The organism is Micromonospora sp. RTBAU3-60 (assembly GCF_054963695.1).
This window is the reverse complement of sequence record NZ_JBUEGB010000047.1, coordinates 35,804-48,897: the sequence shown is the minus strand read 5'-3', so window position 1 is coordinate 48,897 and position 13,094 is coordinate 35,804. Positions and strand designations below refer to the sequence as shown.

General features: G+C 73.1%; 11 protein-coding genes and 1 pseudogene. 7 read left to right on the top strand and 5 right to left on the bottom strand.

From position 1 onward, the window contains the following. Window positions 1–789 precede the first annotated feature (789 nt). The 3 genes from ACY34I_RS29905 to ACY34I_RS29895 all read left to right on the top strand — a co-directional run bounded on the left by ACY34I_RS29905 (window position 790) and on the right by ACY34I_RS29895 (window position 4,229). A complete protein-coding gene (locus ACY34I_RS29905; protein ID WP_462758400.1) occupies window positions 790–1,161 on the top strand; it encodes a Rossmann-fold NAD(P)-binding domain-containing protein in 372 nt (123 codons plus the stop codon). Between the two features lie 71 nt (window positions 1,162–1,232). Next, the gene (locus ACY34I_RS29900; protein WP_462758399.1) at window positions 1,233–1,703 is read left to right on the top strand and encodes a UPF0158 family protein; all 471 of its coding nucleotides are present in this window, start codon (window positions 1,233–1,235) and stop codon (window positions 1,701–1,703) included. Between the two features lie 426 nt (window positions 1,704–2,129). Continuing rightward, entirely contained in the window at window positions 2,130–4,229 is a 2,100-nt protein-coding gene (locus ACY34I_RS29895) for an APC family permease (protein WP_462758398.1), read from the top strand. Between the two features lie 154 nt (window positions 4,230–4,383). Here the strand turns inward: ACY34I_RS29895 and ACY34I_RS29890 are convergent, their stop codons facing one another. From ACY34I_RS29890 to ACY34I_RS29870, 5 genes are all read right to left on the bottom strand, one after another. Beyond that, a complete protein-coding gene (locus ACY34I_RS29890; protein WP_148799502.1) occupies window positions 4,384–4,590 on the bottom strand; it encodes a hypothetical protein in 207 nt (68 codons plus the stop codon). 155 nt (window positions 4,591–4,745) lie between these two features. Next, the gene (locus tag ACY34I_RS29885) at window positions 4,746–5,948 is read right to left on the bottom strand and encodes a low temperature requirement protein A (RefSeq protein WP_462758397.1); all 1,203 of its coding nucleotides are present in this window, start codon (window positions 5,946–5,948) and stop codon (window positions 4,746–4,748) included. Window positions 5,949–6,191: 243 nt separating this feature from the next. Beyond that, window positions 6,192–6,911: a helix-hairpin-helix domain-containing protein gene (locus tag ACY34I_RS29880; RefSeq protein WP_462758396.1), complete on the bottom strand. Its 720-nt coding sequence runs from the start codon at window positions 6,909–6,911 to the stop codon at window positions 6,192–6,194. A gap of 227 nt (window positions 6,912–7,138) precedes the next feature. Next, window positions 7,139–7,486 carry a TcmI family type II polyketide cyclase gene (locus ACY34I_RS29875; protein WP_148799496.1) on the bottom strand — a complete coding sequence of 116 codons (348 nt, stop codon included), beginning with the start codon at window positions 7,484–7,486 and terminating at the stop codon, window positions 7,139–7,141. 165 nt (window positions 7,487–7,651) lie between these two features. Continuing rightward, window positions 7,652–8,503: an AfsR/SARP family transcriptional regulator gene (locus ACY34I_RS29870; protein WP_462758395.1), complete on the bottom strand. Its 852-nt coding sequence runs from the start codon at window positions 8,501–8,503 to the stop codon at window positions 7,652–7,654. A 419-nt stretch (window positions 8,504–8,922) separates the two neighbouring features. Between ACY34I_RS29870 and ACY34I_RS29865 the strand changes: the two genes are divergently transcribed. The 4 genes and pseudogenes from ACY34I_RS29865 to ACY34I_RS29850 all read left to right on the top strand — a co-directional run. Continuing rightward, complete coding sequence (locus tag ACY34I_RS29865) at window positions 8,923–9,255, top strand: TcmI family type II polyketide cyclase (RefSeq protein ID WP_148799492.1); 333 nt, start codon at window positions 8,923–8,925, stop codon at window positions 9,253–9,255. Next, window positions 9,252–10,958 (top strand): acetyl-CoA carboxylase carboxyltransferase subunit alpha, encoded by a 1,707-nt coding sequence (locus ACY34I_RS29860; RefSeq protein WP_462758394.1) that lies wholly within the window; start codon window positions 9,252–9,254, stop codon window positions 10,956–10,958. Before ACY34I_RS29865 ends, ACY34I_RS29860 begins: the two co-directional genes overlap by 4 nt. Further along, entirely contained in the window at window positions 10,955–11,428 is a 474-nt protein-coding gene (accB, locus tag ACY34I_RS29855) for an acetyl-CoA carboxylase biotin carboxyl carrier protein (protein ID WP_462758393.1), read from the top strand. The genes ACY34I_RS29860 and accB overlap by 4 nt, the downstream gene beginning before the upstream one ends. Beyond that, window positions 11,428–12,771 (top strand): annotated as a pseudogene (locus tag ACY34I_RS29850) (acetyl-CoA carboxylase biotin carboxylase subunit); the annotation flags it as partial. The gene accB and the pseudogene ACY34I_RS29850, both read left to right, overlap by 1 nt. Window positions 12,772–13,094 lie beyond the last annotated feature (323 nt).

Sequence of the window (13,094 nt, the reverse complement as noted above, 5' to 3'; positions counted from 1 at the left end):
GTCTGTGAGGCGAGCGGGCGCTGCTGTCCGCAAGCCCGCTGCCTGACAGAACCTGACCCGACCTGACAGGACCTGACAGGACCTGACAGGACCTGACCCGACGGGTGGGCCAAGCAGCTGGTCTCCATAGAACCGAGGGCACGTTCGGGTCGGTGGCTGTGTCGGCCCTGACGGAGGCTGACAAGGGTGCAGCAGCGGTGTGGAATCCCGCGACCGTCGCGGTGGCCTGCGGGCTGTGCGGCGACCCGTGCGAGCGGTCGAAAAGGGGCCTGTCGTGGGCGCTCGTCGCCGCCGAGCTGGCCCGTGGTTGTCAGCTCGCGTGTGGGGGCTCGGCTGGGTGCGGCATCGGGGGCTCGGTTGGGGGCGTCGGCGATTCGAGGCCCCAAACGAGCCTTGCCGATCCGCCCTGTCAGGTGGCTGAGCTGCGGAAACAGGATCCGATACGAACCCATCGGCAAGATCAACCCGCCCCGACTCCCTAATGCTTCTTAGGGATCCCCAGGGGTTCTTACGCCGAGTACGCCACGATGGAAACCTCGACTACCTGGCGAGGCACCCCCGGAAATTGCCTCGGCCCGACTGGGATTTGCTGGTTCGGGCGATGGCGGCCAGCGCGACCCTCCACGCGAGCGGCTGGCGATATTGCCAAGGCCTGCTGCCCGCTGGGTCATACCGAGCGGCTGCTCCGCGCCTCCGGCCTCCCGTACTCCGTCGCGCGCACTGGCCGGTTCGCGGAGTTCTTCCTCGGCTTGATCAGGCAGGCCTGCACGAGCACCGACGGGACGGGCCGTGCTTCCGGCCGCCGACGGTCGCGTCTCCCTTGTCGCACGAAGCGACGTGGCGTGCGGCCTGGCCGCCCTGGCACTGTGGGAACCCACGAACGGGCACCACGACGTGACGGGGCCGGAGAGCTTCACCGTCGAGGCGACCGCCTCGGTCGTCGGGTACGCCGACGCCGCGACGGCCAATTTCGCCAGCGTGCTGCTGCGCCTCGGCGAGGAGCCATGGCGGACCTACGCGTGGCGGGCATGTTCGAGTCCCTCCGCTAGGGCTGTGGGTAGCGACTTCCGACGCGTCACCGAACTGGCCGGTCGCGAACCGGCCTCCCTCGTGAAAGTGCTCAACGGCACGAGCCTGGGTCCAGGAACCGGAACGACGTGATCCACCCAAGCGTGATCCGCGGCGTATTCTCGATGGCTTGAGAACTGCCACGGCCGGCGAAGGCGGAACGGATGCGCGATCCCCACGACTTCGACCTTGAGGAGATCGCCACTGCGCTGGAGGACCAGAGCGCGTACGAGCACCGGTGGCTGATCGACCCGGCAACGGGAGAGGTGCTGCTGTGGACCGCCGATGGCGGCATCGATGGTAAGACACCCGTCGACCTCGACGAACTCGATGTGGTGCCCATCGACCCGTTGCCGTCCTACGTGTGGTACGAGGACATGGTCGACTTCGCCGACCTGCTCAGCGACGAGCGCGCCAGCCGACGACTGCATCGAGCGATCGACGGCAGGGGCGCCTTCCGGCGCTTCCGGAACGAACTGTACGAGGAGTACCCGCACCTGGTGCCGGTGTGGCAGGACCTCCACAACGCGCGCGCCCTCCGGCGTGCGATCGAATTCCTGGCGGACAACAACCTCATCGCGGAGGATGCGGCGGAGCGAGCCCGGGCCGAGCACCCTGATCCGGCGGTGCCGTGATCCGCAGCGCCACCGAATGACGTCAGGGTCGCAGCGAGTCGCTCGACTCCACCTCAAAGGCCGCGATCAACGCAAGAGAGCAATCGCATAGGCGTCGTCGCCGTACCGACAGCAAGGGCCGCACGGGCACGTCCTCACCTTCACCCGGGTGGCTGAGCGGCATTCGTCCGCGCGGCCCCGGGCGCGGTGCCGACCACCGGCGCCGGTCCGGGACCGCGGCGGGGCCCTGGCCGCGCCACCCGGGCGTCACGGTGACCGTCATCGATCAGGACGGGCTGGTCCGCGCCCTGCGGGGCATCGCCTGAGCGGGCCGGCCGGACCGGACGGAACGTCCCGTCCGGTCCGGCCGATCTTTCCGGCTTGCCGGGTTCGCCGGTCGGCACGGCGGGTACCGCCTACCGTCGGGGCAGGTGCCGAGGGGTGGACATGACGGACGGGCGGGACGGGCCGCGACGCGGGCGGGGGCGGCGGAGCGACGGGGGACACGGCCAGGAGCGCGGGCTCGACGCGGCCGGCGACCGGGGCCGGGCCCGGGGCACCGGCCGGACGCCGGCGCGGATCCCGGAGTGCGTGCCGAGCCACGCCCGGCCGGCGGGGCCCCGCAACCGGCTGAGCCGGTGGCTGTTCCAGCACCGGGTGCATCCGGTCGGCCCGGAGACGCTCGAGCCGGAGGCCACGGCCCACCCATGGTGGCAGGTGATGTGCCTGACCGGCGTGGACTACTTCTCCACCCTCTCCTACCTGCCCGGCATCGCCGCCCTGGCGGCCGGCGTGCTCTCCCCGGTGGCCACCCTGCTGATCGTGGCGCTGACCCTGTTCGGGATGCTGCCGATGTACCGGCGGGTGGCCCGGGAGAGCCCGCACGGGCAGGGCTCGGTGGCCATGCTGGAGCGGCTGCTGCCGTTCTGGCGGGGCAAGATCTTCGTGCTGATCCTGCTCGGCTTCGTGGCCACCTCGTGGATCATCACGATCACCCTCTCCGCCGCCGACGCCACCGTGCACCTGCTGGAGAACCCCTACCTGCCGGCGTCGTTCCCGCACGACGCCACCGCCGCGGTGCTGGTGACCGTGGTGCTCCTGCTCATCCTCGGCGGCGTGTTCCTGATGGGCTTCAGCGAGGCGGTGCAGGTCGCGATCCCCCTGGTCGCGGTCTTCCTGGTGCTGAACGCGGTGGTCGTGGTGGTCGGGCTCGGTGAGGTGGCGGCCCACCCGGAGGTGCTGAGCGGGTGGCTCGACCTCCTCACCGCCCGGGTCACCGGCGTCGGCGACCTGGTGGGGCCCGCCGTGCTGGCGTTCCCGCTGCTGGTGCTGGGTCTCTCCGGCTTCGAAACCGGGGTCAGCATGATGCCGCTGGTCCGGGGCGCGGGCGCGGACCCGCGGGAGCGGCTCGCCTTCCGCATCCGGAACACCCGCAAGCTGCTCACCGCCGCGGCGCTCATCATGTCCGTCTACCTGGTCACGACCACCTTCGTCACCACCGTGCTGATCCCGCCCAAGGAGTTCCAGCCCGGCGGCGCGGCCAACGGACGCGCGCTGGCCTTCCTGGCCCACGAGCACCTGGGCGAGGGGTTCGGCACGATCTACGACATCAGCAGCATCCTGATCCTCTGGTTCGCCGGCGCCTCGGCGATGGCCGGGCTGATCAACATCGTGCCGCGTTACCTGCCGGACTACGGCATGGCGCCCGAGTGGGGCCGCGCGGTCCGCCCGGTGGTCCTCGTCTACACGCTGATCAGCATCGCCATCACGGTGACCTTCCGGGCGGACGTGAACGCCCAGGCCGGGGCGTACGCGACGGGCATCCTGGCGATGATGTTCTCCGGCTCGATCGCGGTGGCCATCTCGGCGATCCGGGTCCGGCACCGGGTCGCCGGGGTCGGCTTCACGGTGCTGACCCTGGTGCTGCTCTACGCGCTGCTGGCGAACGTCATCGAGAAGCCGGACGGCATCACCATCTCCGCGTTCTTCATCCTCGGGATCATCGTCGTCTCGCTGGTCTCCCGGGTCACCCGCACCACCGAGTTGCGCGCCGAGCGGATCGAGTTCGACGAGCCGGCCCGCCGGTTCATCGCCGACTCGCTGGCGTACGACGGTCGGCTGCACCTCGTCGCGAACAAGCGGCAGACCGGGACGGTGCAGGAATACCGGGCCAAGGAGCGGGCGCAGCGGACGATCAACCCGGTGCCGGGCAAGGCCGACGTCCTCTTCCTCGAGATCGACGTGATCGACCCGTCCCAGTTCAGCCAGGTGCTGCGGGTGCACGGGGTGGAGGTGGACGGGTACCGGGTGCTGCGGGCCAGCAGCCCGGCGGTGCCGAACGCGATCGCGGCGATCCTGCTCGCGCTCCGGGACGCCACCGGGGTCCGCCCGCACGCCCACTTCGAGTGGTCGGAGGGGAACCCGATCGCGCACCTGCTGCGCTACCTGATCCTCGGCCGGGGCGACACCCCGCCGGTGGTCCGGGAGATCATCCGCAAGGCCGAGCCCGACCCCGCGCACCGCCCCGGCATCCACGTGGGCGGCTGAGCCGGCCTCCCGCGCCTGCCCCGGGGCGCGCGGCCCGTCCAACGCCCCGGAAACCCAGCCTCCTAGGACGCCGTATCGGAGGTGGCGGTGGCCGCTGCGGGCACGGAGCGGCCCGCGCCGCCGGGGAGCGGGCGCGGGCCGGAAGGGGAGTGGCCTATTTGGACGGTTCGGGGAGCTTGCAGTCCACCTTGGGATTGGCGCCGACGTAGTTCAGCGGACCGGCCACGATGGTGACCAAGATCGTGCCGGCCTCGGCGCAGTTGGTCTCGTCGTTGCCGTAGTAGCCGCGCTGACCGGCTGCGATCGCGCCGATGATGAGCCAGATGACGACCAGGACGCCGAGTATCGAGGAGCCGCGCATGGGGTGCCTCCGAGGGGTTGTGGCGTATTCGAGGTGGAGTCCATGTACCCCGCGCGGGTGAGCGGCCAAACGGCGCCGCGATGGCGGTGCGGCCGATTTCGACCATTGCGATTTCCCGGTGCGGCCCGCAGCGGCGCCGCTCCCGGCACGCCGGATCAGGTCGGCGGGGACGGATCCTCCGGTGGCCGGCCGTGGCTGCGCAGGTGGTCGGCGACGGCCACGCCGGCCAGCACCAGCATGGCGCCGAGCGCCGCGCACAGCGGGGGTAGGAAGAGCACCACCGGCGCGATGGTGAGCAGGGCCAGCAGCCCGCCGGGGCGGGACCGGGACACCCGGCTGAACACCTCGTATTCGAAGATGCTGCGGCCGACCAGGAACATCGCCGGCCCGCCGAGGATGATCGCCGCCCAGGCCGGCGGCGTACGTCCCGTCGGCTCGTGCAGCACCAGGTCGAAGCCGGCCGCGGTGGTCACCACCCCGGCCACCATGAGCAGGTGGGTGTACGGCGCGGTGTTCAAGAACCGGCTCGGCTGCCGCGACCCGGAGATGGCCTGCGGCAGCAGTTCACCGGACTTGTGCACGTAGATCCGCCAGAGCAGCAGGGTGGTGACGAAGGCGACCCCGAACGCGGCGATGTTCTCCGCCTCCGAGTGGTCGAGGCTGAACATCGTGCCGATGACCAGGATGCAGTCGCCGAGGGCGATGATGAAGAACTGCTGGTAGCGCTCGGACAGGTGTTCGGCGGTGACCTCCCGCTGCGACTCGGGCACCACCCCGAGTCCGGGCACCGGGTACGCGAGCCGGAGGCCGAGGTAGTCGATGCCCAACGCCAGCGCCCAGAGCGCCTCCCGGGCGTGCCCGGACGTCACGGCCCCGACCAGCCAGGGCACGGCGGAGACCGCGAACCAGAGGAAGACCCGGGCCGCCCGCCGCTGGGCCTGCCGGTCGTGCCGGACCGCCGGCATGAGGAACAGCCCGCGTCCGAGGTGGATCGCCACGTACGCGCCGGCGAAGAGCGTTCCGCTGGCGCCGAAGGCGTCCGGGACGGCGGCGGTCATCAGCAGCGCGCCGAACATCACCACGGCGATCAGCAGCTTGATCTGGGGGCGCTGCGGGTCGTACATGTCGGTGACCAGGGTGGTGATGGCCCAGGTCCACCAGATCGCCATCAGCATGAGCAGGGACTGGAGGGCCCGTTCCCAGGTGACCTCGGCGTACAGGCCGCGCGAGATGAGGGCGAGCGCGACCACGTAGACCAGGTCGAAGAAGAGCTCCAGCAGGGTCACCCGGCGAGGTGACTCGGGATCGCGGACCGGGGGCTGGCGGTGGGCGGGCTGCTCCGGCGTGGCGGAGGGCACGGACTGCTCCTGCGGTGGCGGGATCGGCGCGGCGGGCCGGCCGGCCCTTCACCGACGGTAGTCACGGCGGCCCGGACCTGTGTCCGTTTTCGCGCTTTCCGATGCACCCTTTCGGGACGCGGCGGCTACGTCGCCGGGGTGTCCGGGGCGGGTGCTGACGCCGTCCCGAGCGGCGCCGCTCCGGGCCGATGGTGACGCAGTGTCACCATCGGCCCGGGTGTGCTCAGGCGCCTGCGGGGGCGCTCAGGGGAGCACCGCCTCGGCCTCGGCGCGGGCGCCGGCCAGCACCTTTGCCTGCTGCGGCCAGGTCGCCACGCTCGGCGCGGCGCGCACTCCGGCGGCCTTGAGGGTTTCCCGCAGCGCCGCCTCGTCCAGTTCGGCGAGCTGCTGGTACGTGCGGATGCCGGCGGCCTGCAGCGCGGTGGCCATCTTCGGCCCGATGCCCTGGATCTGCCGGAAATCGTCGGCCTGGTCGGCCGGTGCGGCGACGGGGGTCGCGACGGGCTCGGCCGCGGCCGCGGTGGTGTTCTCGACCGAGGTGCGCGGCGCGGGGATGGCCACCGGCGTGGCCGTCTCGTCCGGCGTCGGGGCGACGTCGGCGGCCACCGGCTCGGTCTCAACGGCGACGGGCTCGATCTCAGCGGCGACCGGCTCGGTCGCGGTGATGACGGGCTCGGCGTCGACGGCGACCGGCTCGTTCTCGGCGGCGGGCTCCGCCACCGCCGGGACGGAGCCGGCCGGCTGGGTGACCGGCGCGGCCGGCCTGCTGTCTTCCTGGGCCGGGGCCGGCTCCTCGGTCACCGCGGCGGGCCGTTCCTGCTCACCGGTGACGGTGGCAGGCTCGTCCTCCACGGTGGACGCCGCCGGCTCCGCGGTGCGGCCTCCGGTCAGCACCCGCCAGATCACCAGGCCCGTCACCACAATCAGGATCCCGACCAGCCATAGCGCGAAACTCGACGACACGGCCAACCTCCTCCTCAGTACGTGAACGAAAGTTGTGAGAAAACTCGGGGCAGCTTCGCACACGTACGTCGGGGATGACAGGGCGGTCCGCGGCTTTCGTCGGTGGTGGGACGGTTCATGCCGAACGGTGGCGGTGGGATGACCGAGCGTGTGCCGCGGCAGGGGCGCCCCGGACCCTGGTGCCTTCGGGTCCGGGGCGCCCGGTCACGCCCGCCGCCGCGGTGCGGTCAGCGGGCCGGTCCCGGTGCGGGGGCGTCGGCGGCGTCCCAGCTGTAGAAGCAGCCGGCGACGGCGTCCCGTGGGGAGTGCCAGGTCGGCAGGTACGGCGATGTGTGCGCCGACAGTCGCTGGTTGACCTGCCGGAAGAGCGGGTGGTTGCGTACGCCCGCCGCCGCGTCCGGATCGACGTGGGCGATCTCCATCAGGTGGACGCAGAGGTCGTGCAGGCTGTACAGCGACCGGTGCCGGATGCCGGTCAGGCTCGGCAGGTCGGTCGCGTCGGACTCGGCGAAGATCTGCGCGACCCGTCCCTCCGCCCCCGGCACGATCCGGCTGACGACCAACAGTCGACTCATCGGGTCCCCTCTCGCCGGCGATGCCTCCGTCCCCGCGCGGCCGGGGCCTCGGACACCGTGTGCGCTCACCCTGCCGGGTCGGCTGTCATCTGTCCGTCACGATCGGTCGTCGATCGGTGATGCTGGTCGTGACGCGCGGCAGTCGGGTCCGTACGGTGTGTCCGGTCAGCGCGGGCCGGGCGTGGTGGGCGCGGTCGGGCCGCGGTGTGACGGCGGACCGGAGGGGCGGCCGGGCGGGTTGCTCCGGTCGGACCGGCGGGACGGGGGCTCGGGCCGGGAGGCGCGCCGGATCGGGGCGAGGGTGTCGTCGAGCAGCGCGCACATCGCCGCGGACGGTTCCAGGCGCAGCTCGCGTCGCAGCAGGTCACGGTAGACGTAGAAGGCGTGCACCGCCTCGTAGGCGTTGCCCTCGGCGAGGTGGATGCGGACCACCAGGCGGTGCGGGGTCTCCCGGAGCGGTTCGGCGGCCATCGCCTCCAGGGCCGCCTCCAGGGCCTCGCCGTGCCGGCCGGCGGCGAGGTGGTTGCCGGCGAGTTCCTCCAGCATGTGCAGCCGCAGTTGGCGCAGCCGTTCGCGTTCCAGCAGCACCCAGTCGTCGTACCAGCCGGGGAGCAGGTCGTGGCGGCCGGCGCTGACGGCGGCGCGGGGCGCCTCGCCGTCCCGGACGCGGGCGGCGGTGTCGACCAGTTCGTCGACGTCGAGGTGGACCGTGTCGCCGAGCCGGACGGTGTCACCGTCGGTGAGTAGCGGGCAGCAGGGGTCCTGCCGCAACCGCCACAGGGCGGTACGCAGCGACGACAACGCCCGTTCCTCGGAGGTCTCCGGCCACAGCAGCCCGGCCAGGTGGCTGCGGGTGGCGCCGGGGCGCAGCCCGATCAGGGCGATGACCCGCTGCAGCCCGCGGGGCACCACCACCGGCACGTCGTCGTGCAGCAGCCGGAAGCCGCCGAGCAGGTGCAACGACACCGGTGGCGCGGACGGATCTCCGGCCGTCGGCGTCCTCGATTCACCGGTCACGGGCGCACCCCCTGCACCGGAACCTTCGTTCCGACTGTCATGTTGCCCGGCGCGGTGCCCGCGACTCCGGTGTCGGAACGGCTCCCGCTGCGGCGGCTGGCACCGCTGCAGCCGGGCTGACCGCAACGAACGTTACCAACTATGATTACTCTGGGTCAACAGACGTCGTGCCAAATGCGACTGTCCACACCCCTCGCAAGAACCGGCGTTGAACTGCGAAAAAGTGTCGGAATGAGATTTCCCTAAGTGGATCTTCTGATAGCTGCCGCACAGGGTGCGTCAACGCAGCGTCACGACATTTCGCACCGGATGGGCCACAGGTGACGCCGCGTTGACGGTGCCGGCGGGACGGTGACGGAGTCGTCCAGCGGGACCGGCCGCGCCGTGCGCCGGGGTTCGCACCCAAGGGGAGGCTCTCCATGGACCGTTCGCTCATCGTCGCCAAGGTGGTGCCGACCGCCGAGGATCGGGTCGCCGAGATCTTCGCCGCGTCCGACGCGACGGAACTGCCCGGCCTGGTCGGCGTCCGCCACCGGTCGCTCTACCGGCTGCACGACCTCTACGTCCACCTCCTGGAGACGGAGCGACCTGCCGGGAGCGCCGTGGAGGACGCCCGGGGGCATCCCGAGTTCGTCCGGGTCAGCGACCGGCTGCGCCCGTACATCTCGCCGTACCTGCCGGACTGGCGCTCGCCGCAGGACGCCATGGCCCACTGCTTCTACCGGTACGACGCGCCGGGGCGGCGGCCATGACCACCACCGCTCCGCAGGACGAGCAGCTCTGGTCGCGCTGCGACGGCTGCGCCGCCCTGCTGTACCGCAAGCGGCTGCGCCGCAACCTCGACGTCTGCCCGGAGTGCGGCTCGCACGCCCGGCTGGACGCGCCGGACCGGGTGGCGCAGCTGGTCGACCCGGACTCGTTCACCCCGCTGCCGGAGCGGGCCGTCCAGGTCGACCCGATCGAGTTCGTCGACGCGGTGCCGTACCCGCACCGGCTCGGCGCGGCGCGCGCCGCCACCGGGCTGGACGAGGCCGTGCTGTGCGGCACCGCCCGCATCGGCGGTCACCCGGTGGCGCTGGCGGTGATGGACTTCCGCTTCCTCGGCGGCAGCCTCGGTTGCGCGGTCGGTGAGCTGATCACCCGCGCCGCCGAGCGGGCGCTCGCCGACGAGGTGCCGCTGGTGCTGGTCACCGCCTCCGGCGGGGCCCGCATGCAGGAGGGGGCGCTGTCGTTGATGCAGATGGCCACGGTCAGCCAGGCCCTCGCCGGGCTGCGCGAGGCGGGCCTGCTCACCGTCAGCGTCCTCACCGACCCGACGTACGGCGGGGTGGCCGCCTCCTACGCGACCAACACCGACGTGGTGCTCGCCGAGAGCGGGGCGCGGATGGGTTTCGCCGGCCCCCGGGTGATCCGGCAGGTCACCGGCGCCGCGCTGCCCGCGGGCTTCCAGACCGCCGAGTTCCTGCTGCGGCACGGGCAGGTCGACATGGTGGTGCCCCGGCACGCGCTGCGCGGCCGGCTGACCGCGTTGCTCGCCGCGGCACAGGCTGCCCGCCGGCGGGTGGCCGTACCCCGGCAGGTGCCGGCGCCGCGACCGGCGCCCGGGGCGGGCGTCGTCGCGCCCGCGACGGCGGCCGGCCGGCAGCGGGACGCCTGGGAGACGGTACGCACCGCGCGCCACCCCGGCCGGCCCACCACACTGGACTACCTGGACACCGCCTTCGAGGGCTTCGTCGAGCTGCACGGTGACCGGCTCGGCGCGGACTGCCCGGCGATCGTCGGTGGCCTGGCCCGGCTCGAGGGCCGGCCGGTGATGGTGATCGGGCACCAGAAGGGGCACACCACCGCCGAGCTGGTGGCGCACAACTTCGGCATGGCCAGCCCGGCCGGGCACCGCAAGGCGTTGCGGCTGATGCGGCTCGCGGCCCGGCTCGGCCTGCCGGTGGTGACCCTGGTGGACACCCCCGGCGCCGACCCGGGGGTGGGCGCGGAGCAGCAGGGGCAGGCGGCCGCGATCGCCGAGAACATCCTCGCGCTGAGCATGCTGCCCACCCCGGTCGTCGCGGTGGTCACCGGCGAGGGCGGCAGCGGCGGGGCGCTCGCGCTGGCGGTGGCCGACCGGGTGCTCATGCTCGAACACGCCGTCTACTCGGTGATCAGCCCGGAGGGTTGCGCCGCGATCCTGTGGCCGGACAGCTCGGCCGCGCCGCAGGCCGCCCGCGCGCTGCGGCTCACCGCCGCCGATCTGCGCCGGCTCGGCGTGGTCGACGAAGTGGTGCCGGAACCGGAGCCCGCCGCGCACGGTGACCCGGTGAGCGCGGCCGAGGTGCTGGGCCGGGCGGTGACCGCGAATCTCGGCCCGCTGCTCGACGTGCCGCCGGCCACCCTGGTCCGCCGTCGCCGGCAGCGGTTCCGTCGCTTCGGCGCGGCCCGTGCCGCGGGGGTGAACCGATGAGCGGCGACGCCCCCGACGAGGTGCTGGCCGGGCTGCGCCGGCACGTCCGCAAGCTGGTCGCCGAGCTGGCCGGCCCGGTGCGCCGGGTCCGGCTGCGCAGCGGCGAGACGGTGCTGGAGGTGGAGTGGCACGGTCCGGCCCAGCCGGCGCCCGTGCCGCGCGCCGACCCGGAGCCGATGGCGCAACCGGCCACGGAGCCGGTGTCCGGGCCGGACCGGCTGGCGGTGCGGGCGCCCGTGGTGGGCACCTTCTACCGCTCCCCGGAGCCCGGTGCCGCTCCCTTCGTCGCGGTCGGCGACCTGGTCCGGCCGGGCCAGGTGGTCGGCATCGTCGAGGCCATGAAGTTGATGAACGAGGTGACCGCCGACCAGGCCGGACAGGTGGTCGAGGTGCTGGTCGAGGACGGCAAGCCTGTCGAGTACGACCAGCCGCTGGTCGCCCTGGAACCGCAAGCCACGCGAGGAAGCTGATGTTCGAGAAGGTGCTGATCGCCAACCGGGGTGAGATCGCGCTGCGGGTGCTGCGCGCCTGCCGGGAGTTGGGTGTGCGCACGGTGGTGGTGCACTCCACCGCCGACGCCGACTCGCTGCCGGTGCGGCTGGCCGACGAGACCGTCCGGATCGGACCGGCGGCGAGCCGGCAGAGCTACCTGAACGCCGCGGCGATCGTCGAGGCCGCCCGGCAGACCGGTGCGCAGGCCGTGCACCCCGGCTACGGTTTCCTCTCCGAGGACGCCGACTTCGCCGAGATCTGCGCGGCGAACGGGCTGACCTTCATCGGTCCGCCGCCGGAGGTGATGTCGGCGCTGGCCGACAAGTCCACCGCCCGGGCGCTGATGAGCAAGGCGGGACTGCCGCTGCCGCCGGGCGCCGTGCAGACGCTGCCGACGGTCGCCGACGCGCTCGAGGTAGCCGCCGAGGTGGGCTACCCGGTGATCATCAAGGCGGCGGCCGGCGGGGGCGGGCGTGGCATGACGGTGGTGCACAGCGCGGCCAAGCTGCCCCGCGCATACGCGCGTACCCGCGCCGCGGCCCAGGTCGCCTTCGGCGACGACCGGGTGTACGTGGAGCGCTACCTGGCCGACGCCCGGCACGTCGAGGTGCAGGTGCTCTGCGACGGCCACGGCAACGGGGTGCACCTGGGCACCCGGGACTGCTCGGTGCAGCGGCGCCACCAGAAGTTGATCGAGGAGGCACCCGCCCCGGCGCTGCAGCCGTCCACCCTGGACATGCTCGCGGAGACCGCGCTGCGCGGCGTCCTGTCGGTCGGTTTCACCGGCGCCGGGACCGTCGAGTTCCTGGTCGACGGGGCGGAACAGGGCCACTTCCTGGAGATCAACTGCCGGATCCAGGTGGAGCACCCGGTCACCGAGCTGGTCACCGGCGTGGACCTGGTCCACGAGCAGTTGCACATCGCCGCCGGTACGCCACTGCGCCTGCGGCAGGAGGACATCCGGCTGCGCGGGGTGGCCGTCGAGGCGCGGGTCAACGTGGAGGACCCGGACCGCGACTTCGCCCCCGCGCCCGGCCGGCTCGACCGGTTCCGGCCACCCGGCGGCCCGTTCACCCGGGTCGACACCCACGGCCACGCCGGCTACCTGGTCAGCCCGCACTACGACTCGTTGCTGGCCAAGGTGGCGGTCTGGGCGCCGGACCGGGACGGCGCGCTCGACCGCCTCGACCGCGCGCTCGGCGAGTTCGAGGTGGCCGGCCCGGGTGTCCGTACCACCATCCCGTTCGTCCGGCGGGTGCTGCGCGACCCGGCGTTCCGCCAGGGACGACACACCACCGGCCTGGTCGAACGGCTGCTCGCCGCCCCCGCCGAGGGCCCCGCGCCCGATCCCGCGCCTGCCAACGGGACCGCGCCTGCCAACGGGACCGCGCCCGCCAACGGGACCGCGCCCGCCAACGGTGGCGCGACGGCCAACGGCGCCGGGCCTGCCAACACCGCCGGGCCGGCCAACGGCGCCGGGCCCGCCGACGGCGGGCCGGGTTCCGACCGCGCCGCGCCCGGCGGTGTCCCCGGGGCGCCACCAGTGCCCGCCGATCCCGCATTCGTCACCCGTGCCGAGGCCGACCCGGCCAGCCGGACCCCCGTCACCGCCGTGCCCGCCGCCAGCCCGACCGCTTGGAGGAC

Bases quoted from the DNA above. Each gene is read 5' to 3' on its own strand.
- ACY34I_RS29900 (WP_462758399.1), top strand. From the start codon at position 1,233: ATGCGCGATCCCCACGACTTCGACCTTGAGGAGATCGCCACTGCGCTG.
- ACY34I_RS29895 (WP_462758398.1), top strand. From the start codon at position 2,130: ATGACGGACGGGCGGGACGGGCCGCGACGCGGGCGGGGGCGGCGGAGC.
- ACY34I_RS29890 (WP_148799502.1), bottom strand. From the start codon at position 4,590: ATGCGCGGCTCCTCGATACTCGGCGTCCTGGTCGTCATCTGGCTCATC.
- ACY34I_RS29875 (WP_148799496.1), bottom strand. From the start codon at position 7,486: ATGAGTCGACTGTTGGTCGTCAGCCGGATCGTGCCGGGGGCGGAGGGA.
- ACY34I_RS29865 (WP_148799492.1), top strand. From the start codon at position 8,923: ATGGACCGTTCGCTCATCGTCGCCAAGGTGGTGCCGACCGCCGAGGAT.
- ACY34I_RS29860 (WP_462758394.1), top strand. From the start codon at position 9,252: ATGACCACCACCGCTCCGCAGGACGAGCAGCTCTGGTCGCGCTGCGAC.
- accB (WP_462758393.1), top strand. From the start codon at position 10,955: ATGAGCGGCGACGCCCCCGACGAGGTGCTGGCCGGGCTGCGCCGGCAC.